Raw genomic sequence first — 22,138 nt, 5'->3', positions numbered from 1 at the left:
AAATACCCACATAAAGAGTATAGTATAACTCAGGTAGTCATGTCTCGAATCTTACAGGAGGCGATCAAATATGTCGGAAAAACCGGATTACTGGATTGTAGAAGCTGATATCACAACCCTGCAAAAGGCCATGGAAGCGGGTGAAATCCGTGCTGCCGAGCTCGTTGCTTTGTATGTGAAAAGAATAGAAAAGTTTAACAAGCGCATTAACGCTGTACTGGAAATCAACCCGGATGCGCTCCGGATCGCGCAAGAGCTTGATGACGAGCGTCAAAAGCAAGGAAGCCGGGGACCGTTGCATGGCATCCCGATCCTGCTTAAAGATAATATCGACACAGGGGACCATATGCATACGAGTGCAGGTTCTTTGGCGCTGGCACAATCGCTGGCGGCTGAAGATGCTTTCATCGCCGCCAAGCTGCGGGAGTCCGGAGCCGTACTGCTCGGGAAGGTGAATATGACGGAATGGGCCAACTTCATGTCCGGGCCGATGCCGTCAGGCTACAGCTCCCGGGGCGGGCAAGTCTTGAACCCGTATGGACCGGGACAGTTCGAGGTTGGCGGGTCCAGCTCGGGCTCCGGCGCAGCGGCTGCAGCCAGCTTCGCGGCAGCGACTATCGGAACGGAAACGTCCGGTTCCATCGTAAATCCTGCGCATCATAACAGCTTGGTCGGCCTAAAGCCGACAGTGGGACTGCTCAGCCGCACAGGCATTATTCCGATTTCTCACTCGCAGGACACGCCGGGACCTATGACTCGGACAGTCACTGATGCAGCGCTGCTGCTGGGCGCACTGACCGGCGTTGATGTGCGGGATCCCCTGAGTTTGGCGAGCGAAGGGAGCAGCCGTCCGAGCGACTATACAACCTTCTTGGACGCAAAAAGTCTGCAAGGGGCAAGAATTGGCATTCCCCGCTGGTTCTATAAGGATTTGAGCGAAGAGGCCCGACTCCTTGCCGAGAAGGCTATTCACACACTGCGCGAGCAGGGAGCGGTTGTAATCGACCCTGTATCGCTGCCATGCGAGCAGGCCGAGTGGAATTATGAAGTGCTGCGCTATGAATTCAAAAAAGATCTCAACGACTATTTATCCAAGCTCGATGCTTCCGTTCCTGTGCATACTTTACAGGAGGTCATTGCGTTCAATAGCGAGAATGCAGAAAAGGCGCTGGTGTATGGACAAAATACGCTGATTTGGTCGGACGAAACAAGCGGCACACTGACGGAGGAGGAATATCTCCGTAATTTGGCTAACTATCAGGAGCTTACCCGTGCTCGCGGCATCGATCATGTATTGGCGGAGCATCAGTTAGATGCGCTGTTTTTCCCTGGCGACGAAGGCTATGACATTGCCGCCCGTGCCGGCTATCCGCTGCTGAACGTACCTGCCGGCTATACGGCTGAGGGGCCGATGGGCGTCATGTTTTCCGCAGGGGCTTTCAGCGAAGGGAAGCTGCTCGCCTTGGGGTATGCTTTTGAGCAGGCGACGAAGTATCGTAAGCCTCCTGTTCTGTAGGGTTCCCGCATACATACATCTTGGGAAAATTTGAAACAATAAGCCGTATTCAAATCCAAGATTGAGGGAGTCTGATGATTCACATGTTTCAAAAAAGCGCTAAAATAGCCCTGCATTCAGCAGCGATCGGCCTGCTTCTGGGCTGTCTATGTTTCGGAGGGCAGGGCGCAGCCCAAGCGGAAACGAACGATGAACGGTCCCCTTCACCGTCGGTCCAGCCCGGGCAGCAGGGGCAGCTCATCCAGACCCGTGATATCGATGTGACCGGCGACGGAGTGAAGGATCATGTGGCCCTCGTCGGTTCCAAGTTGGACATGAACAGCCCTTACTATGACAAACTGTTCATTGTTGTCTCGAGCCCGGGTCAGACGCAGGTCGTCATTCCTCTGCAAGGGGGATACAATCCGAACATGCAGTTCTGCGATTTTATCGGGGAGAAGCTGCCTCAAATTTATGTCTCTGCGGAAAATGGCGGAAGCGGCGGGTTATCGACCTTTTACATGTATTCGCTGAAAAATAACGTGCCGACCGCGATTCCGCTGCCTGCGCCGCTTCGGGTCCAGGCCACTTTTAAGAATAACTATGTGGTGAAAATGAAGATCGAAGAGACCGGAAAATCGTTCAGAATCGACATCAAAGACCGCAAAGACGACTACGAGAAGTTCGGCGTATACAAAAACGGCAAGGTCGTCAAACCGATTATCGTGAACGTAGACGCATATAGTCTCTTGATGCCGGTGGATAAGAAGGGCGACGGCAGCTGCGAACTGAAAGGTGTTCAGCGAATTACCGGCATTGCGAATGCCGATACACTCGGTTATGCTACCTCCGTATGGAAGTGGCACAAAGGCAAGTGGAAATTGAAAGAGTCGGCTGTCGTCAAAACTTACCGGTACCACAAACGCGAAGATCTTGAATAAAGAAAGACCGCCATGTTAAGGAGCCTGTGCTCCTGATTTGGCGGTCTTCTTGCTGCTTAGGCTTTCGCCTTGTCACGCTTAGACCCAGTTGCCTTTGCGGAACAAAGGCTCGCGCGTCCCATCTTCAGCCAGGCCATCGATTTCCATGTCCGCTGAGCCGATCATGAAATCGACGTGGATTAAGCTTTTATTAAAACCATTTTGGGCAAGCTCTTCAAGACTCATAGAAGTTCCGCCCTCAATTGTGAAAGGATACGAGTTACCTAACGCAATGTGGCAGGAAGCATTTTCGTCGAATAAGGTGTTGTAGTAGATCAATCCGGAGTTTGAAATCGGCGAATCGAACGGCACGAGCGCGACTTCGCCCAAGTAACGGGCGCCTTCATCCATATCGAGCATTTTGTTCAGCACTTCTTGCCCTACTTCAGCGGTCGCTTTCACGACTTTGCCGTTCTCGAAAGTGAGCGTGAAGCGATCGATGAGCGAGCCTTGGTAGCTCAAAGGCAGCGTGCTGCGCACGGTTCCGTTTGTGCCTGTTTTGGCAGGCATGGTGAACACTTCCTCCGTCGGTATGTTCGGAATGAAAAAGGTGCCGTTCTCGGTTTCGCTGCCTGCGGCAACCCATTGATGCTTGGGCGCAAGCTCGATGTACAGATCGGTGCCTTCCGCTTTGAAATGCAGCTGTTTGTACTTTTTGCTGTTCAGCAGGTTTTGCTTATCGGTCAAAGTCTTAATGTGCTGGTTCCATGCGGCAACCGGATCCTCTTTGTCTACGCGGGTAAGTTTGAAAATTTGCTCCCAAAGCTTCTGAATGCGCTCGGCTTCGCTCAAATCCGGGAATACTTTAGCGGACCATTCCGCTGTTGGGTAAGAGACCATCAACCAGCTGACTTTATTGTTGCGCATGTAGTTTAGGAAGCCTTCGCGTGCGGTAGCCGCTGTTTTGCTGGAGATGGCCACACGTTCAGGGTCAACATCTTTAAGCAAATCGGAATTCGGTGCGTAAATTTGTAAAAAAGCTGCGCCGTTCTCGGCCATTTCTTCGAGGCCTTTAGCCCGCCACATCGGGTATTCACGAAGTGTGGACTCCGGGGCATGCTTCAGACGAAGCGCCTTCACTTCATCGTCATCCCAATCAATGACGACGTCTCTGGCACCCGCATCGTACGCTTTCTTGGTCAGCTTTCTGACGAAGTCGGCACAAGAAATCGGTGTCATGATGACGACCGTTTGATCCTTTTGTACATTTAATCCAACACGAATTGCGAGTTCTGCGTATTTATCCAAATAATGCTCGAATGTTTCCATCGCTAGGGCTCCTTTATATTTATGTGTCTTTTAGTGTATGATAGAAAATAAAACTTTAACCTTTGGGAGAAAGGCTGGCACAATATGGAAACGAAGACTCCAACGAGCACCCCATCCAATTTCATTAAGAATATTGTAATCGAAGATTTGAATTCAGGCAAAGTCAGCCAGGTCGTAACCCGATTCCCCCCAGAGCCGAACGGATACCTTCATATAGGGCATGCGAAGTCGATTGTTCTAAATTTTGAATTGGCGGATGAGTTCAAAGGACGAGCGAACCTCCGTTTTGACGATACGAATCCTGTCAAGGAAGATACGGAGTACGTGGAATCCATTAAAGCGGATGTCGAATGGCTCGGTTTTAAATGGGACGGTCTCTTCTTTGCTTCGAATTATTTCGAGGAAATGTACAACCGCGCGGTGATTTTGATTAACAAAGGCTTGGCTTATGTAGATGATCAAACGGCGGAGCAAATTCGCGAAACCCGTGGAACGTTGACACAGCCTGGCACCAACAGTCCGCACCGTGACCGCAGCGTGGAGGAAAACCTCAGCTTGTTCGAGCGCATGCGCGCAGGGGAATTCAAGGACGGCGAACGCGTGCTTCGCGCGAAGATCGACATGTCCTCGCCGAATATCAACTTCCGTGATCCGGTGATCTATCGTGTCGTTCATGCGCACCACCACAATACAGGGGATGCTTGGTGCATTTACCCGATGTATGCTTACGCTCATCCGATTGAGGATGCGATCGAAGGCGTCACGCATTCCATCTGTACTTTGGAGTTCGAGGATCAACGCCCGTTCTACGACTGGGTGATCCGCGAGTGCGAAATGCCGAATGTGCCGAGACAATATGAATTTGCACGCTTGAATCTCACGAACACTGTGATGAGCAAAAGAAAGCTGAAACAGCTCGTGGACGAGCAAGCTGTCGACGGCTGGGACGATCCGCGGATGCCGACCATTTCCGGACTGCGCCGCAGAGGTTTTACGGCTGAAGCGATTCGGAACTTTGCCCGTGAAATCGGGGTTGCCCGCAGCAACAGTACGGTCGATGCCAAGATGCTGGATCATTTTATCCGCGAGGATTTGAAATTGAAGGCGCTCCGCACGATGGGGATTCTCAATCCGCTGAAAGTGGTTATCACCAACTATCCGGAGGATGGCGTTGAAATGCTGGATGCCGAGAACAATTCGGAGAACCCGGAAATGGGCCATCGCCAAATTCCTTTCTCCCGTGAGATCTACATCGAGCAAGACGACTTCATGGAAAATCCGCCGAACAAATATTTCCGGTTATTTCCGGGCAATGAAGTGCGTCTGAAGCATGCATACTTCATCAAATGCAACGACTTCGTCAAAGACGACACCGGCAAAGTGATCGAGCTTCACTGTACGTATGACGTAGAGACGAAGAGCGGCAGCGGCTTTACAGGCCGTAAAGTGAAAGGCACGATCCACTGGGTCGATGCGAAAAGCGCCGTGCCGGCGGAGTTCCGTCTGTATGAGCCGCTCATTTTGGATGACCAAGAGGACGAGAATGCTTCCTTCCTGGAAAACCTGAACCCGAACTCGCTGCAAATCGTGCAAGGGTTTGTGGAAGCGGGTATGAAAGATGCGAAGCCGCATGATAAATTCCAGTTTTTCCGCCACGGATACTTTAACGTGGATCCGAAGTATACGACAAGCGAGAAACTCGTGTTTAACTTGATTGTTTCGCTGAAGAGCTCGTTTGAGGTGTAGTGTGTAGAGGGAAATCCTAGCTTAGGCTAGGATTTTTTTTGTTTGTTTGGGCGTGTGGTTTTCCAGCAAAAATAAATTTTTTGTTCACAAATATCCATTATGATGGAGTCATAGATCCTATGTTCAGGGGAAGGTGTCATGTGAAAAACGTTTTGGTGGTAGACGATGATCATAATATTTGCCGGATCACGAAGCTGTATTTGGAGAAAAGCGGCTATGCGGTGGTGACCGCGAATGACGGCGAGCAGGCGCTCTCGCAGTTTGAGCAGCTGCAGCCTGACTTTATCGTGCTCGATATTATGCTGCCGAAGCGGGACGGCTGGTCGGTGTGCAAGAAAATCCGCACGACGAGCGATGTGCCGATCCTGATGCTGACAGCCAGGGGCCACGTGGATGAGCGGATTGAGGGTTTGCAAATGGGAGCAGACGATTACCTGGTCAAGCCATTCGACCCGAACGAGCTGGTCGCACGCGTAACGACGATCCTCCGCAGAACGTTGATCCGGACGGAAGCAGCGGTGCCCGCTCATCTTTATGAGGTCGGCAGTCTGCGCATAGACGCTTTATCCCACGACGTAACCGTGGAAGGGCAGCTTGTCGCTCTACCCAAAAAAGAGTACGAGCTGCTGTTGTTTTTTGTGCGCAATCCGAATCAAGTGTTTACCCGGGAAGATCTCATCGCCAAGATATGGGGCTGGGATTTTGAAGGGGAGGACCGCGTTGTAGACTTATATATCAAGCGTCTAAGGCAGAAGCTCACCGCGCTCACGGAACGAAAAGTGGACTGGAATATTCGAACTGTTTGGGGCATCGGCTATAAGTTTGAGGGACCGGATGCATGCTGAACTCTTTTTACCGCAAGCTGTTATTTATCTACATGTCCATTACGATTGTGTCGATTTTGGCGATTTCAGGTACGATTGGTTATTCAATGAATCAGAAGACGTATGAGCGCAGCGAAAAGCTTCTGCTGGAAAAAACGGTGCAAGTCGATGAACTGGCGAAGGAACTGTTCGACGGCTCCACGCTGCAGAGGGATTTCCGCAAGCAAATTAGCGCCATAGAGAAATCGTCCAACGTTCGCGTGGCTCTAATTAAGCATCCAAAAGCTAATCTGGATAAAATTCAGTCAATCGGCGAGTCCCCGGCACAGAAGGAATGGGTGGACGAAGTGCTGGCAGGGAACCAGGTGACGCTGCGGAGCAATTTTGCTCAAAACAGTACGGTGAAAATGCTGATTGTCGGGCGGCCTGTGGTGCAGGATAACCGCGTGCTTGGGGCTATTTTTCTATATACGCCGCTTATGAATATTCAAGGTACGATCAACGATATCAATCGTGCGATCATCGTTTCGGCGGTGTCGGTCGCGCTGCTGGCGATGGCTGTGCTGTACTTTGTTTCACGGCATTTTGTGAAGCCGATTCAGCTTATGAGTAAGACAGCGGAGGCGCTGGCTTTGGGCGATTTTAGCGGGAGGGTCCCTGTCAGAGGGAAGGACGAAATTGCCTCGCTGTCAGGGTCGCTGAATCGGATGGCCGGCAAATTGCAGAAAGTCGAAGAGGGGCGCAAAAGGTTTCTCTCCGAAATATCCCATGAGCTGCGGACGCCGCTGACGACGATCCGAGCCTCATTGCAAGGCATAACGGACGGCGTCGTTGAGCCGGAGGATGCGAAGGAGTTCATTCAAGTCTCCCTCCAGGAGACGCTGCGGCTAAGCAGCTTAGTGGATGACTTGATGGAGCTGTCGTCGTTTGAAGAGAAGCAGGTGAAACTCAGCTTTCAACCCATAGACGTGTCCGAGGTCATAGTCCTTGTCGTCACTCAGATGAAGATGAAGGCGAAATCCAAACAGATCGAACTTAGCGCGGAAGCCGGGGTGCCCTTCATGGTGAATGGGGATGCCGATCGGCTAAGACAGGTATTCATCAATCTGCTGGATAACGCTATCAATCACATCCCAGAGGGAGCGGAGGCAGGCATTCGGGTGAAAGCGGTCAAAAATGAGCGTTGGATCGAAATATGGGATAACGGTCAGGGGATTGCGCCTGAGAAGCTGCCGCATCTTTTTGATCGCTTCTATAAAGCGGATGAAAGCCGCAACCGCTCCGGCGCGGGGCTTGGTTTGACGATTTGCAAACATATCATAGAAGCGCATAACGGTTCTTTAAGGGTAGAGTCCAAGCTTGGGACAGGGACAGTTTTTAAAATATTTTTGCCGGCTGCGCCGGATTTGCACCATGACAAACTTATGACATAACTATCCGTTAAGATAAGGTTCGTAAGGCAAAGATAGCCATAGGCGAATCGAGGAGTGATATTTATGTTGAAAAAGCTAACAGGACTGGCGCTGGCAGGCGCGATTGTATTAACCGTTCCGGTGGCGGCTTTCGCGGAGGGGACGCAAGGGAACACTTTGCATCCGTTGAAGCAACTGCTGCAGGATAAAGCGCAAGCTTTTGGCATATCGACCGAGGGAAAAACGAACCAAGAAATCAAAGCGGAGTTGAAAAAAGCGAGCGCAGCCAAACAGACGGAGCGTTTGAACAAAGCGGCAGCGAAGCTGGGGATCTCCACGGACGGCAAAACAGCAGACCAACTGAAAGCGGATATTCAGGCAGCTGTTCAGGTGAAGCTGCAGGAGAAGGCGACTAAGCTGGGGATCAGTACGGAAGGGAAAACGAACAAAGAATTGAGAGAAGCACTGCAAGCGGCAGCGCAGGCGAAGTTGCAAGAAGAAGCGGCTAAGCTCGGTGTCAGCACAGACGGCAAAACGAGTAAAGAGCTCAGAGAAGCACTGCAAGCAGCGAAATTGAAGAAGCTGCAAGAGAAAGCAGCGGCGGCTGGCATCGCAACGGACGGCAAGACAGCGAAAGAGATCCGAGCTGCGCTCAAAGTAAGCCAAGATGCGAAGAAATCCGCCGCTTTGAACAAAAGAGCCGCGAAGCTAGGCATCTCTACGGATGGTAAAACCGCCGAGCAGGTTTTTGCAGAAGTGGAAAGCGCTCTGAAAGCGAAATGGGAGAAAGCGGCGAAATAGGAATTGCATAGCCGAGAAGGCTGTCTTAAAGGGTTGTTCCTGACCTTTTGAGGCAGCCTTTTTTAGCTGCAACGAAGGAGTTTTTCCACATGTTTGCGGATATGCATGGCGACCCTCACTAACTGTATAATATTGTAATTTTACTGTATAAAAATGTAAATTTGTTTGTATAATACATACAACGTGAGAAGGAGACATGCTGACTATGCACTTATTTATAGCTATTTGCATGATTTGGTTGTCCTATCGATGGGGGGATTGGCGGAACTGGCAAAAGTACCAGTCAACCATGATGTACTTCGCTATAGGCAATTTGTTATACAACTATTTATGCGCAGAGCGAATGCTGTGGACGCTGACTCCGGACTGGTTCGGGGATGCAATTACGGAATTGATGTATACCTTTATCATTTTTCCGGCAACAGCGCTGCTGTTTCTGACGAATTATCCGCAAAGCCGGATGAAAATCTTTTATCATTATATCCAATGGGTGCTGATCTATGGCGGGGTGGAGTACATGTTCTCCCTAACCGGTCGGATCCAGTATCAGTATGGCTGGACGTTAGGGTGGTCGATTGTTTTCAATGTCGTCATGTTTCCTATGCTCAAGTTGTTTTCTATCAGACCCCTGTTAGCGTATGGTTTTTCGGCTGTGCTGACTATGTTTTGGATGAAGTTGTTTCATGTGTCGTTTTAGGTGCAGGGCGTGTGTCGAAATATATCCTTTCAAATTATAAAATTTCCTAAATTTCCATATTTTTATTCCAAAGTTTAGTATAATAGTTTCGAAGTCATAAGACTACAAGACTATCTATCAGACATTTGGAGGAGACTTTTAATGAGGTTTAAACGTTTTATTGTTGTTCTGCTATTGTTGACTATGGTCTTCAGCAGTGCAATGCCTGCCTTCGCTTCAGGGGCCGAGAAAGTGGAATTAAAAGATACGGGCAATTCTTATGCAAAGAAAGAGATTGATGACCTGGTCGATACAGGGATTATTTCGGGATATGCGGATGGCACCTTTCAGCCACTGAAGGCGATGACCAGAGCAGAATTAGCTAAAATTTTGGTGCTCTCCCTCGGAGTGAAAGAAGATCCGGCGAAAGCGAACGATTTCTTGGATGTAGCTGAGAACAGCTGGTATCGGGGATATGTTGGCGCTCTGGTTACTTCAGGCATCACACAGGGAACCTCGCTTACGACATTCTCTCCGGAAGCTAACGTGACACGTCAAGAACTGGTCGTTTTCTTCATTCGAGCGCTCGGATTGGAAGAATTGGCAGCTAAACTGCCTGTAACCCATGCATTTTCTGATAAGGATCAGATTGCCGATTGGGCGAAAAACCAAGTTTCCTTAGCGGCCCGGATCGGTTTCGTTCAGGGGACTGAGGGCGCTGATGGTACCCTTCTTTTTAATCCTAATGACAAGGCAGAGCGTCAAGCTCTTGCTAGACTAGCATATGAGTTTAAAACAAATGCTTCACAGTACGTTGAGAAAGCTAAGGAACTAGCTAATGGACAAAAGGGATCTATCGTTACATCGATAGAGGCCGTGAGCAACACCAGTATCGAGGTGACCTTTCCATCAGAGCTTGCTTCTGTGAGTAAAAATGATTTTGTTTTCGATCACGATTTGCAGGTCGTTGAGGCGGCGTTCAAAGCCGGCAGTAAATCGGTCGTTGTTTTGACGACTTCCGCTCAAACAAAGGATGTGTCCTATCAACTCACTTTCAAAGGTATTTCTATAGGTAAAAGTGTGTTAGGCGTAGCCGCAACCGGCTTTTTTGGTGGGGGAGGCGGAGGAGGCGTCAGCGTCCCGTCTGTGGAACAGCAATTAGCCAGCGGTACCGCGCAAGATACAATCACTGTGAAAGCTTCAGGTACATACGGTCCTGTCAGCGGGCCTGCCACTACCGTTCAAAAACTAATTATTGATCCGGGCCCATCTGGCGAAGTTACACTCAGAAACATTAACCCTGCGCAATTGGAGGTTCTTTCCGGAAATGTAAGTTCAATTAAATTGCAGAATACTGTCGTAAAACAGTTGAAAGTAAACGCGGTTAATAACAAAAGCCAAAATGTACGGATTGAAGCACAGAGCGGAGCATCTGTCGAGGATACGGAGGTAAGCTCCCAGGCCATTCTGGAATCCTCATCTAAGCAGGGGACATTAGGCAAAATTAGACTCTCTTCCGCAGCAGCAGGAAAACAGGTTACGCTCAAAGGGAACATTGATGGAGACGTGACGGTAGAAGCACCTGGTGTGCGAATTAATCTCGATCTACCATCTGGCGGGAACTCGCTTCCTACGGTTGTTAAGTCTCTTGTGTTGAAAAGCAATGCCGAAATTACCGCTGCAGAAGGGACGGTTACAGAAGGTGTGAACGTAGCCTCTCCAAATCTCACATTGAAAGTGGATGGTCCGGTAGAGATCAATCGTGTGGAGATACCTAGCGGTTCAACAGGCACAATTATTCAAATCGGAGCATCGGCTATTATTAAGCAGGTAATTACGGACACGATTGTTGCAGTCGAGGGTGATCCTAGAGCCATTGCCAAAGTCTCGAGTGAAAACGGGGCTTTGCAGATGAGCGACGGGCTTAAAACGCAGGTCAAAGCGGAGGCCATTCTACTTGCGAATCAAGCTATTGACCAATTTTTCTATAACAATACAGACCTTACAACCCTGCTTGCTAAAATTGAAAATGCGGATAGAGCCATAGCAATTGCAAAGAAATACGGGGCATTTGATGCCGATTTCGGAAGACTTAGCAGTTATAAAGACTGGAGGCAAATCGCTCTTGATTTAAGAGATGATGTTAATGGACCAAAGGGAGCTATCGTTACATCGATAGAGGCCATAAGCAACAACAGTATTGAAGTGACCTTTCTTTTAGAGCTTGCTTCTGTGAGTAAAAATGATTTTGTTTTCGATCACGGTTTGCAGGTCGTTGAGGCAGCGTTCAAAGCCGGCAGTAAATCGATCGTTGTTTTGACGACTTCCGCACAAACAAAGGATGTGTCCTATCAACTCACTTTCAAAGGTATTTCTATAGACAAAAGTGTGTTAGGCGCAGGCCAGTCTGTGGAACAGCAATTAGCCAGCGGTACCGCGCAAGATACAATCACTGTGAAAGCTTCAGGTACATACGGTCCTGTCAGCGGGCCAGCCACTACCGTTCAAAAACTAATTATTGATCCGGGCCCATCTGGCGAAGTTACACTCAGGAACATTAATTCTGCGCAGTTGGAGGTTCTTTCTGGAAATGTAAGTTCAATTAAATTGCAGAATACTGTCGTAAAACAGTTGAAAGTAAACGCGGTTAATAATAAAGGCCAAAATGTACGAATTGAAGCACAGAGCGGAGCATCTGTCGAGGATACGGAGGTAAGCTCCCAGGCCATTCTGGAATCCTCATCTAAGCAGGGTACATTAGGCAAAATTAGACTTTCTTCCGCAGCAGCAGGTAAGCAGGTTACGCTCAAAGGCAAAATTGATGGAGACGTGACGGTAGAAGCACCTGGTGTACGAATCAATCTCGATCCGCCATCTGGCGGGAACTTGCTTCCTACGGTCGTTAAGTCTCTTGTGTTGAAAAGCAATGCGGAAATCACCGCTGCAAAAGGGACGGTTACAGAAGGTGTGAACGTAGCCTCTCCAAATCTCACATTGAAAGTGGATGGTCCGGGAGAGATCAATCGTGTAGAGATGCCTAGCGGTTTAACAGGCACAATTATTCAAGTTGGCGCATCGGCGAATATTAAGACAGTAAATGCGGCCGCGAATGTTGCAGTTGAGGGTGACCCTGGAGCCATTGCCAAAGTTTCGAGTGAAAACGGGGCTTTGCAGATGAGTGATGAGCTTAAAACACAGGTCAAAGCGAAGGCCATTCTACTTGCTAATCAAGCTATTTCCCAATTTATCGGTGACCGAACAGATTTTGCAACCAAGTTTGTTAATATTGAAAATGCGGATAGAGCCATAGCAATTGCAAAGAAATATGAGGCATTAGATTCCGATTTGTATAACCTTAGTTTTTATAATGATTGGAGGCAAATCGCTCTTGATTTAAGAGATGCGGCCAACGCCCTTCAGCTGCAATACCAACCAGGCGATACGGCTTCTTCTGTTACAAAAGACATTATTTTTCCTTCACTAAGTGGGACTGTTGTCACATGGAGTTCGGATCGACCGGACCTTGTTTCCTCGTGGTCTCCGTTAGGAAGACCTGCATCGGGAGAAGGGGATGCCACGGTAACGATAACCGCGGTTTTGTATAAGGGGGCTTTTATAACCACAAAAACGTTTGTAGTAAAAGTGAAGCAATACGATTCTAAAGTAGTTGCAGTCGAAAGCCTGCGATCTGATCTAGTATTGGTTTCATTCGACTATCCCGTAGTGAATTCCCGTGTGACGGACTTCCGCATCGATCATGATCTTAACGTTATAAATGTTACACAGTATCCATATCTAAAGAACTATGTGTTATTAACGGTTGACAAACAAACGAAAGATATGAACTATCAAGTGACATACAAGCAGCAGAATACGAATGTATCTTTCGCCGGGAGCACGGTGAATAAGTGTTCAGACACCGTATGCCCATTGCCATATCCATCCCTGATTAAAGCCATTCCGCTTCCGGGCGTAAATGTACCAGGCTTTATACAGGGTATGGTCCAAGAGCAAACCGAAAATGGGCTTCTAAGTATTCAAAATGCAAAAGTAGAGTTAATTGGAACAGATCGTTCCGTTCTAACGAACGCAGACGGAGTCTTCAACTTTGATCAGGTTCCCCCAGGAATATCCTATAAGATACGTGTTTCAAAAGACAAGTATTCGGAAGCTCAATCCGCTGAGTTCGCCCTTTTATCAGGCGAGCCTTATTGGGGAGGTATGTTCTTATTGCATACGGCACCGAAGCCTGTTATTAAATTGAATACACTGGTAATGAGTTCAAGGGTATATTTATCATGGGAGCCAGCTTCTTGGACAATGAATGAGAGTTATTATGAGGTCTATATCAATGACCGCAAAATAGAGTCTCCATATGGACAGACCTCGATGATCATTGATACACTTCAAGAAAATCAAGCTTATACGATTGCTGTCAAAGCTTGTAATGACGTGGGTTGTGCAGCGCCAACTACAATTTCTTTACAAATGCCGCTGCTCCTCCATATTGATCAAATAAAACCGTATAACTCTGTTACTAAGCAGGTGTATGCTCCATTAGTTGTTGATGCAGAGATAAGTGAATACCGATTTCTACTACCTAAAGCTTCTAGCTCTGCTGACTATTTACTGCTTAGTTTGAAGGATAGTGACTATGTGCCAGGTACAGGGACGGGATTGTTAAAAGGAACATTGGACATTTCCGGAGCTGAAATTGGATTAGTTGCTGCACCAACAGGGGTTACAGTTACAGGCACAACTGAAATTATAGAAGGTAAAACATACTACAAAATAAGCTTCTACAACCAGCCGGTTCCGTATATAAATGCCAATTTATACAACATTTACGGGTTAAAATATGTACTAAATGGCCAAATACTCCAGGTTGGTGGATTTGATTTTGCAATTATATTTGAATAAGCAATTCCTCTAAGGCTCCTTCCACCGACTCCTCGGCTGGGAGGAGCCTTAGTTGTCCTACATCCCCTGCGAAAGTTACAATAAAGAAAAAGAGAAGCAAGGGAGGGAACTTATCTTGATCAATATCGGACTCGCCGGGTGGGGAGACCATGAGCTTGGCGGCAGCAGAGGGAAACTGCGCGAGTACGGCGCACATTTTCCGGTAGTGGAGGTGGACACCTCCTTTTACGCGATTCAACCGGAACGCAATTATATCAAATGGAACCAAGAAACGCCGGACGGCTTCGGTTTCATCATTAAAGCCTACCAAGGCATGACGGGGCATCTGCGGGTAGAGACTCCTTTTGCCGGTGGCATAGGTGAGATGTTCGAGGCTTTCCTGCAGTCAATCCGTCCTGTCCAAGAAGCGGGAAAGCTGAAGACGGTGTTGTTTCAATACCCGCCATGGTTTGATTGCTGCAAAGCGAATGTAGACATTCTTCGTGATGCCAGGGAGCGAATGGGGCTTGTTCCAGTGGCTTTGGAATTCCGCCATCAGAGCTGGTTTACAGAGGACATGCGGGATAAGACGCTTGCGTTCATGAAGCGCGAGGGTTGGATGCACAGCATCTGCGATGAGCCGCAGGCGGGACTAGGCTCTGTTCCTACAGTGCTGGAAGTCACGCATCCAGAGATGACGATGGTTCGGTTCCACGGGCGGAATGCCGGCGGTTGGGTACAAAACAACGAGGCGAACTGGCGCGAAGTGAGGTATCTGTACAACTATAATCAGCAGGAACTACTGGAATGGAAGAATTGGCTGCTGCAGCTTCAAGAGCAGACACGGGAAGTATGTGTGGTGTTCAACAATAACTCGGGCGGACACGCGGCTGGGAATGCCAAGGAGCTTATGGCGATGCTGGGGCTCGATTACGAAGGTCTGGCGCCTAGGCAGTTGGATTTGTTTTGATCTGATCTTCTTTTAAAGCCAAAAATATGCGCGGCAACTAGTCATTTGTTCGTTTCTCACTATCATCTCTATGAATCTACTATTGATAGAAACATATTCCTATCAAACGAGGTGATGGTATGTCGATTATTGATGTGGTTCCGGGTAGTCCGACAGCTATTCAAGATGCTGTTGCCCTTGCTAACCCAGGAGACGTCATTCTGGTTCATAGAGGGATTTATCAAGAGGATGTACAAGTTCCAAGTGAAAAAAGCAACATCCGCATTATGGCAAAGGAAAAATATCGTGCAATTTTGGATGGCAACCATGTTCTGAGCGAAGCGTTCGCGTTGAATAGCGTGAGTGGAGTGGAGATTCAAGGATTTACGATTAAAAACTATATCTCGAGCGGCGTTCGGATCGACAATGGCTCTTCCAGTCGTGTCATTCAAAATAACATCAGCAGCATTGCCGGTTCCAGTGACCCTATTGGAATTAGAGTGAGTGTCTCTCAAAGTAATTTGATTGCGGAGAACTTCGTGAAAAATATAGGGAGCACAGGTTTAGGCGTTGGTATACAACTGAATAATACAAGCGGAACCTGGGTCATTGGGAATGCTCTTTATCAGACTTCGAGCAATGGGATTGAGGTCATTGAAAGCACGAATAATGCGATCATCGTCAACCGGATATCTCATAGCAAAGCGGATGGAATTTTCTTGCAAGGTCCTAACAATACGCTGGTACTAGGCAATAAGGTATTCAAGAACGGTGCTAACGGAGTTAATGCTCAAAGCGCTAATAATTATATCTTATATGACACGATTACGAATAACTCCGGAAGTGGGATTCTATCTATGTTCGACAACAACTTTGCAGCAGGCAATCTCATTATCCAAAATGGACAAAGCGGAATAAATATCCTATCTGATTTTAATGATATTCAGGGGAATAAAATAGAGAGAAACAATGAGAATGGTGTATTTATTCAAGCCTCACATACAGGTAATCAAGTGTCCGGAAACGAGTTTAAGCGCAATAAGCCGCAAAATATCAATGATCTAGGCGTGAATAATAATATTTTCCAAAATAAAGTCAGATTTTAAGCTAGGGTAGAAAAATGATGAACGGAAGATTTAGTTGAAGACCAGGCTTTTTGCGGGTCTTTTTTTGTTTTCTCATTTGGTTTTAACAATTATAGGGTATATTAATTTCATTCTAGTAAGGAGGGATCTAAGATGAGTACAAAGGAAGCCCAGCATTCAAAAACGGCATGGATCCCGCCAAAAGAACGGCTATGGGTGTTCGGCGCCATCCTTGTATCTGTCTTGTTTGTGATATGGGAGCTTTGGGGCTTGATCCATCTGCCAGCGGCAACTTTGCACAATCGTCGATTCGAGCAAACGTATAAGAGCTTTGGCTCGAACGCAAGGTTAGCCTTGTTCTTCGTATTAGCGAATTATGTGCTTGTTTTTATTGTGAAACTCCGTATTTGGGATCAAAGGGACAGGGTTAAAAAGGGGATCGTCGTTTTGCTTCGATTTGCTAAAAGATGGCATACTCCAATCGCGATAATCGCAATTGCTCTTATTTTGCTTCATACGGTTGCTGTGTTTATGTATGGCTTCAAATTCGATTTCAACAACATTAGCGGGCTGCTTGCACTTTTGGTGCTGCTTCCGGTGCCGGTTTCAGGCTTGTTTAGATATAAGCGGCTGGATCGGAAGTGGCATCTGCGTTCGGGACTGGCATTCGCGGTTTTATTTCTCATTCACGCTTTTCTATAAAATCATCCTAAAAGAAAAGCTGCCCCACAGGTCGAGATACAGACCCTGGGGGACAGCAATTGGTGCAAAGCGGCTGGACCCTACCACTCAGCCACTGTACCGTCCGCTTGGCGCCAAACCGGGTTCTTCCAATTGTGCCCGATGGCGGCCATTTCGCGGACTTTGTCTTCGTTGATTTCGATGCCGAGGCCCGGCGCGGTTAAGTTTTTGACGAAGCCGTCTTCATATTGGAACACGGCCGGATTGACGAGATAATCGAGCAGGTCGCTGCCCTGATTATAGTGAATGCCCAAGCTTTGCTCTTGGATGAACGCGTTCGGCGAGCAGGTGTCGAGCTGCAAGCAGGACGCCAGCGCAATAGGGCCTAACGGGCAATGCGGAGCAACGGCCACGTCATAGGCTTCCGCCATGGCGGCGATTTTGCGCGTCTCCAGAATTCCTCCCGCATGGGAAAGGTCGGGCTGGATAATGTCCGCATAGCCTTGCGCCAACAGATCTTTGAAGCCCCAACGCGTATACATGCGCTCACCGGTAGCGATCGGGCACGAGGTGTGGCGGGCGATCTCCCGCAGCGCTTCATTATTTTCCGGCAAAACAGGCTCCTCAATGAACATCGGCCGGTACGGCTCGAGTTCTTTGACGAGGATTTTGGCCATGGATTTATGGATGCGCCCGTGGAAATCGATGCCGATGCCGACGTCTTTACCGACAGCTTCGCGCACAGCGGCGATGCGGGCGATAGCCTCGTCCACCTTGCTGAGCGAGTCGATATAATGCATCTCTTCCGTGGCATTCATCTTCACGGCTGTGAAGCCGGCGGCTACTTGCTGCTTAGCGGCCTGCCCGACATCGCTCGGGCGGTCTCCGCCGATCCACGAATACACGCGCGTGCGCTCGCGGCAAGCGCCGCCCAGCAAATCATAGACAGGTGCATTGTAAAACTTGCCCTTAATATCCCAAAGCGCCTGCTCGATGCCGGAGATGGCACTCGTCAGGATCGGACCTCCGCGATAGAAGCCGCCGCGGTACAGCACTTGGAACATATCTTCGATCCGCATCGGATCTTTGCCGATAATATGCTCGCTCATTTCCGTCACCGCCGCCGCGACGGTCTCCGCCTTCCCTTCGACGATCGGCTCGCCCCAGCCGGTAATGCCCTCATCCGTTTCTATTTTCAAAAACAACCATCTTGGCGGCACTTTAAACAGTTCTAACTTCGTAATTTTCATGGTATTCTTCCTCTCCCATACCTAAGAATGATTTACAGGTCTTACTGATTTACTGCCGCCATAAGCTGCTTGGCGTATGTTGTAATCGCAGGATAGTTTCCGTTTTGAATTTCGCTAAGCGAAATCAAACTTCCTCCTATGCCGACGGAAAAAGCCCCTGCTTCCAGATAAGCGGCAGCATTATCCTTCGTGATCCCGCCAACGGCGAGAAGGTTAACGTCGTTCAGCGGTCCTTTTAACTCTTTGAGATAAGAAGGGCCTAAAGAGGAGCAGGGAAACAGCTTCACGGTCGAAGCGCCGAAGTTCATGGCCTGCACAATTTCAGTTGGCGTCAGAGCCCCGGGAATCGGGAGCACGCCGCCAGCCAATGCCCGTTCTATCATGCCCTGATCCATATTGGGGGAAATGAGGAACTGCGCACCGGCCCGAATTGCTTCATCGGCGTATGCGGCGTTCAGCACGGTTCCGGCACCGATCGCCATGCGGCCTTCATATTTATTGCGCATCATCTGGATGATTTGGAGCGCATTCGGCGTGTTCAGCGTCACTTCGGCCAGCTCGATGCCGCCGTCCTCCAACGCCTCAAAGAGAGGCTGTGCTTGCGCGGGCTCGATTCCCCGGATGATGGCAATGACTTTTGAGTTTTTCAAACGTTGCAAGACGTCAGACATATAGCTCCGCATCCTCCGTTTCTATGAATATTGATCGCGGTACTCCTGCGGGGTCATGCCATAATGCTTTTTGAAGGCATGGTTGAAGGAGTGCGGACGTTGGTACCCGAGCTGCGTAGCGATTTCATATATTTTGCCCTGATCTCTTTTCAGCAGATAGGCCGCTTTATCCATCCGCACCCGGTTGACATAATCGCTTAAGTTGTCGCCGGTTTCCAGCTTATAAATTTTGGACACATACACAGGGTGCAGATAAACATGATCCGCAATGGACTGCAGCGAAACATCGCCGGCCAGATGCTGCTCGATAAAGGACCTGATGTCATTAATTAAGGTGACTCTGCTGTCCTTCCGCTCCTGATCCATATCCTCCCTCATCCGGTGCAAGGAGCGAATGCTCCATTCACGCAGTTGATTGACGGTGCGGAAAGGGATGCCTTCGGTCATACGGTCGTAATCTCCGCCGATGAGCTGGTGCAGGGGCCTGCCATTTTTATGAGCAATATAGGCAAAAGCGGACGCGATCGAGAAGTAAACCTCGAGCAAATGCTCCTGCGACTCGGAAAATTTCGTATCCATTTCGTCGAAAATCAAGGTCAGCTTGTCAATCGTATCCTCCCAACGGGCAGCCTCCAGCAAATGGTTAAGCGTAGGAGGCTCATACAGTCTTTGCAGCGCCGAAAGCTCAGGGTGAACCGACTCTTCGCCGAGCCGTATCAACAGCTCATGCTCGCTTCCGATTTGTTTGCGAAAAGCGCTCAAAGAGGCGTTGTACAAGGTCGTCATATCCCGTGGAAATTCCCCCCAACTGCTCAACAGAATGGAAATTTTCCCTTTCAAATAGTTGTTTACGGCCGATTGAAGCACGGAAGCGGTGCGTTCGAGCCAAGCCGGATCCTCTTGCCCGGCGACCTGCGGCTTCTTTTTCATTACAAAAATCAAATAATCATGCGCATCCTTCGTGTGCCAGCTGTCAAAATTCTCTGCGAACAATTCCTCCACCATATTGCTGATGGCATATTCCATCAAGGATAGGCGGCTCATGTCGTATTCCAGAAAATCAGACTCAAGCCGAATCATCATCAGCACACAGGGCTGTTCGTGGAAATCGGGGAGTTCCAGCATCTGCATTTTGTCCCGGAGCGACTGCCCGGTTAATTTGCGCCCCAGAAGCAGGTCGCTCAGCAGATTCCCCCGCAGCAGAGGGAGATTTTCCTTGACGGTATAGCTGAGACGCTGTTTGGAGAAAACCTCCTGCCACTCGCTCCGCAGCTTGTCCATCACTCGCCCGACAGCGGCTAACAGATCGTGCTCCGTGACGGGCTTGAGCAAATAATCCTCGGTCCCTTGAAGGATCGCTTCTTTGGCATAATTGAAATCGGAGTAGCCCGATAAGAGAATGCATTTCGTTTTCTGCCATCTGCGGTTAATTTCAGCGATGAGCTGCAAGCCGGATATGCCCGGCATTTGAATGTCTGTAAGGACAATATCGATGGAGAATTGCTCCAGCAACTCCAGCGCTTCCTTGCCCGAGTAGGCTTTGAACACTTGCTCAATACCAAGCGACGCCCAGTCAATAGTGGCATGAAGCCGGTCAACGACGTGCGCCTCATCATCGACGATCAAAAGTTGAATCATAGCTTGTTCTCCCCGCTATCAGCCGGAAGGCTCATCTGCGCACCGCGCTTCCAAGTTAACACAGCCTTCAAGCCTCCTTGGTCACCGGGATAAAAAGTCAGCCCCGATCCTTCCCCGAATTGGTAGTAAAGCCGGTGGTGCACATTCCATGTCCCGCAGCCGATGTCGTCGGACATCGGGGAATGCAGCTGCTTCAGAAGCTGAATCAATCCGGCCTCGTCAAGTCCAGCGCCGTTATCTTCAATCATGATGCGGTTCCAATGCTCATCCTGCTCGCCGGTGATGGCGATCCGGTCGCCTTCTGCGCTGCGCTCGATCCCGTGGATAATCGCATTCTCCACCAAAGGCTGGAGGATCAGGCGGGGGACCCATTCGCCCAACATCTCGTCGGGAACGGCAATGTCATATCTCAGCCGATGAATTCTAAGGTGCTGGATGTTCAGGTAGTGCCCGACCAAGTCGAGCTCATCTCCTAATCTGACAGCCTGCTTCTCAACCCTTGTCGTATAACGGTAAAACTCGGCCAAATTTTGCGCCATCGCCACGACAGACTCTTTGTCCTCCATTTCGGCCGAATTAATGATGAAGAACAGGGAGTTATATAGAAAGTGCGGATGAATTTGCGATTGCAGCTGCTTAAGGGTCGCCTCGCGGGACCGTATTTTCTCGGCATAGACGTCCTCGACCAGCACTTGTATTTGCTCTGCCATTTCATTGAAACGTTGAATGAGAAAGTCAAATTCGTTCTTGGCGCTGTAGTTGATGCGGGCCGACAAGTCACCACGTTTCACCTTTTGCACACTTTGAATCATTTTGCCGATCGGGATTTGGACGTTTCGATACAGCAGGAAAGAAGCCAGTACACTCATCACAAGCAGAAGCCCAATAGAGATATAAAATAATTTGCGCGTCATGGTAATAGGGGAGAGAATCTTCTCGACCGGCACATAATCCACCAAATACCAACCGAGCTGCGCCGATTTCACATAACTGATCAAATACTGCTGCTTGTCGATCTTGAATTGAACTTGACCAGAGCCCTGGAGACTCTGTCGGGCGAGCTGATTCCTCACGGTTGTAATAATTTTCGAGTTAGAGGAGCCGTTCACGATCAACCCCTGTTGACCATTCATAAAAAAAGGATCGCTTCGTTTATCCTGTTTGTACACATCCAACAGCTGCACCATGTTTTGGACGCTGAACCTCACCTGATAGAGCACATTGGCCTGATCCACCGTCTGGGCGCGAATCGGCTCGCTGATTTCCCGGATGAATGAACCCACGCCTTTGTCGCTTTCGCGTTCCTCGTAGGTCCAAGTGCGCTGAATCGCTCTTTGCCAAGGCCATACATCCGTGCCATTGACGAAAATGCTGGAGGAAAGCACCTGCTTCCCCTTCGGAATGGCCACGGTGAGCTCATTGACCCAGCCGCTGGATACGCTTTGCAGGCTAAGCTTTTGAATGATTCGCGATTGTTCCTTCAACACGTCATAGTTCGGCGAGTCGCTTCGGTTGATGTATTCCCGCATATAAGGATCGCTGCCCAGAATAACCGGAGACATCGCCAGCCGTTCCACATCGGTATCCAGTTGGTGCATGAAAAAGGAGAGCTGATTTAAATTCGACGATTGAATTTGATCCTGCACGACGTTGTTCGTGATCCGGTTCGTATAGCTGTAGAGAAGTACAATAGGAATGAGCAATAAGACCAACATGATCAAGATTTTGCTGAAAATATTCAGTTTATAGGGCATGCCAAATC

The 22,138-nt window shown here is 48.9% G+C and carries 16 protein-coding genes; 11 read left to right on the top strand and 5 right to left on the bottom strand.

The genetic code is table 11. The annotated features are described in order from the left end of the window. The first annotated feature begins 70 nt into the window (after positions 1-70). Positions 71-1,516: an amidase family protein gene (locus AC3WRW_RS17940; RefSeq protein WP_492547674.1), complete on the top strand. Its 1,446-nt coding sequence runs from the start codon at positions 71-73 to the stop codon at positions 1,514-1,516. Between the two features lie 83 nt (positions 1,517-1,599). Next, entirely contained in the window at positions 1,600-2,436 is an 837-nt protein-coding gene (locus AC3WRW_RS17935; protein ID WP_492547673.1) for a YybI family spore inner coat protein, read from the top strand. A gap of 78 nt (positions 2,437-2,514) precedes the next feature. Here the strand turns inward: AC3WRW_RS17935 and AC3WRW_RS17930 are convergent, their stop codons facing one another. Beyond that, positions 2,515-3,744, bottom strand: a complete 1,230-nt coding sequence (locus AC3WRW_RS17930; RefSeq protein WP_492547672.1) for an aminopeptidase — start codon at positions 3,742-3,744, stop codon at positions 2,515-2,517. Between the two features lie 84 nt (positions 3,745-3,828). Here AC3WRW_RS17930 and AC3WRW_RS17925 point away from each other — a divergent pair, with 84 nt between their 5' ends. The 9 genes from AC3WRW_RS17925 to AC3WRW_RS17885 all read left to right on the top strand — a co-directional run bounded on the left by AC3WRW_RS17925 (position 3,829) and on the right by AC3WRW_RS17885 (position 16,838). Beyond that, on the top strand, positions 3,829-5,490 hold the full coding sequence (locus tag AC3WRW_RS17925; RefSeq protein ID WP_492547671.1) for a glutamine--tRNA ligase/YqeY domain fusion protein: 1,662 nt from the start codon (positions 3,829-3,831) through the stop codon (positions 5,488-5,490). Positions 5,491-5,630: 140 nt separating this feature from the next. After that, positions 5,631-6,335 carry a response regulator transcription factor gene (locus AC3WRW_RS17920; RefSeq protein WP_492547670.1) on the top strand — a complete coding sequence of 235 codons (705 nt, stop codon included), beginning with the start codon at positions 5,631-5,633 and terminating at the stop codon, positions 6,333-6,335. Then, positions 6,329-7,747: a sensor histidine kinase gene (locus tag AC3WRW_RS17915; protein ID WP_492547669.1), complete on the top strand. Its 1,419-nt coding sequence runs from the start codon at positions 6,329-6,331 to the stop codon at positions 7,745-7,747. The genes AC3WRW_RS17920 and AC3WRW_RS17915 overlap by 7 nt, the downstream gene beginning before the upstream one ends. 63 nt (positions 7,748-7,810) lie before the next feature. Continuing rightward, positions 7,811-8,527 (top strand): hypothetical protein, encoded by a 717-nt coding sequence (locus AC3WRW_RS17910; protein ID WP_492547668.1) that lies wholly within the window; start codon positions 7,811-7,813, stop codon positions 8,525-8,527. A 205-nt stretch (positions 8,528-8,732) separates the two neighbouring features. Continuing rightward, on the top strand, positions 8,733-9,224 hold the full coding sequence (locus AC3WRW_RS17905; protein WP_492547667.1) for a CBO0543 family protein: 492 nt from the start codon (positions 8,733-8,735) through the stop codon (positions 9,222-9,224). A gap of 141 nt (positions 9,225-9,365) precedes the next feature. Beyond that, positions 9,366-14,123 (top strand): S-layer homology domain-containing protein, encoded by a 4,758-nt coding sequence (locus tag AC3WRW_RS17900; RefSeq protein ID WP_492547666.1) that lies wholly within the window; start codon positions 9,366-9,368, stop codon positions 14,121-14,123. 115 nt (positions 14,124-14,238) lie between these two features. Beyond that, positions 14,239-15,072, top strand: coding sequence for a DUF72 domain-containing protein (locus AC3WRW_RS17895; protein ID WP_492547665.1), 834 nt, complete (start codon positions 14,239-14,241; stop codon positions 15,070-15,072). Between the two features lie 119 nt (positions 15,073-15,191). Continuing rightward, positions 15,192-16,157, top strand: coding sequence for a right-handed parallel beta-helix repeat-containing protein (locus AC3WRW_RS17890; protein ID WP_492547664.1), 966 nt, complete (start codon positions 15,192-15,194; stop codon positions 16,155-16,157). A 132-nt stretch (positions 16,158-16,289) separates the two neighbouring features. After that, positions 16,290-16,838, top strand: coding sequence for a hypothetical protein (locus AC3WRW_RS17885; protein WP_492547663.1), 549 nt, complete (start codon positions 16,290-16,292; stop codon positions 16,836-16,838). 80 nt (positions 16,839-16,918) lie between these two features. Here AC3WRW_RS17885 and dgoD read toward each other — a convergent pair whose 3' ends face one another. Genes dgoD through AC3WRW_RS17865 form a run of 4 tightly spaced genes read right to left on the bottom strand, consistent with a single transcriptional unit; the run spans position 16,919 to position 22,130 of the window. Continuing rightward, a complete protein-coding gene (gene dgoD / locus AC3WRW_RS17880; RefSeq protein ID WP_492547662.1) occupies positions 16,919-18,067 on the bottom strand; it encodes a galactonate dehydratase in 1,149 nt (382 codons plus the stop codon). A 41-nt stretch (positions 18,068-18,108) separates the two neighbouring features. Continuing rightward, a complete protein-coding gene (locus AC3WRW_RS17875; RefSeq protein WP_492547661.1) occupies positions 18,109-18,717 on the bottom strand; it encodes a bifunctional 4-hydroxy-2-oxoglutarate aldolase/2-dehydro-3-deoxy-phosphogluconate aldolase in 609 nt (202 codons plus the stop codon). A gap of 42 nt (positions 18,718-18,759) precedes the next feature. Then, entirely contained in the window at positions 18,760-20,376 is a 1,617-nt protein-coding gene (locus AC3WRW_RS17870; protein ID WP_492547660.1) for a response regulator, read from the bottom strand. Then, a complete protein-coding gene (locus tag AC3WRW_RS17865) occupies positions 20,373-22,130 on the bottom strand; it encodes a sensor histidine kinase (protein WP_492547659.1) in 1,758 nt (585 codons plus the stop codon). Before AC3WRW_RS17865 ends, AC3WRW_RS17870 begins: the two co-directional genes overlap by 4 nt. Between the last annotated feature and the right edge of the window lie 8 nt (positions 22,131-22,138).

This window comes from Paenibacillus sp. FW126-R14 (assembly GCF_058789495.1).
The sequence above is the reverse complement of the archived record's forward strand: the minus strand, read 5'-3'. Positions and strand labels throughout refer to the sequence as shown.

Excerpts from the sequence above, each read along its gene's own strand:
- AC3WRW_RS17940 (WP_492547674.1), top strand. The coding sequence starts at position 71 with ATGTCGGAAAAACCGGATTACTGGATTGTAGAAGCTGATATCACAACC.
- AC3WRW_RS17935 (WP_492547673.1), top strand. The coding sequence starts at position 1,600 with ATGTTTCAAAAAAGCGCTAAAATAGCCCTGCATTCAGCAGCGATCGGC.
- AC3WRW_RS17930 (WP_492547672.1), bottom strand. The coding sequence starts at position 3,744 with ATGGAAACATTCGAGCATTATTTGGATAAATACGCAGAACTCGCAATT.
- AC3WRW_RS17925 (WP_492547671.1), top strand. The coding sequence starts at position 3,829 with ATGGAAACGAAGACTCCAACGAGCACCCCATCCAATTTCATTAAGAAT.
- AC3WRW_RS17915 (WP_492547669.1), top strand. The coding sequence starts at position 6,329 with ATGCTGAACTCTTTTTACCGCAAGCTGTTATTTATCTACATGTCCATT.
- AC3WRW_RS17910 (WP_492547668.1), top strand. The coding sequence starts at position 7,811 with ATGTTGAAAAAGCTAACAGGACTGGCGCTGGCAGGCGCGATTGTATTA.
- AC3WRW_RS17905 (WP_492547667.1), top strand. The coding sequence starts at position 8,733 with ATGCACTTATTTATAGCTATTTGCATGATTTGGTTGTCCTATCGATGG.
- AC3WRW_RS17900 (WP_492547666.1), top strand. The coding sequence starts at position 9,366 with ATGAGGTTTAAACGTTTTATTGTTGTTCTGCTATTGTTGACTATGGTC.
- AC3WRW_RS17890 (WP_492547664.1), top strand. The coding sequence starts at position 15,192 with ATGTCGATTATTGATGTGGTTCCGGGTAGTCCGACAGCTATTCAAGAT.
- AC3WRW_RS17885 (WP_492547663.1), top strand. The coding sequence starts at position 16,290 with ATGAGTACAAAGGAAGCCCAGCATTCAAAAACGGCATGGATCCCGCCA.
- dgoD (WP_492547662.1), bottom strand. The coding sequence starts at position 18,067 with ATGAAAATTACGAAGTTAGAACTGTTTAAAGTGCCGCCAAGATGGTTG.
- AC3WRW_RS17870 (WP_492547660.1), bottom strand. The coding sequence starts at position 20,376 with ATGATTCAACTTTTGATCGTCGATGATGAGGCGCACGTCGTTGACCGG.
- AC3WRW_RS17865 (WP_492547659.1), bottom strand. The coding sequence starts at position 22,130 with ATGCCCTATAAACTGAATATTTTCAGCAAAATCTTGATCATGTTGGTC.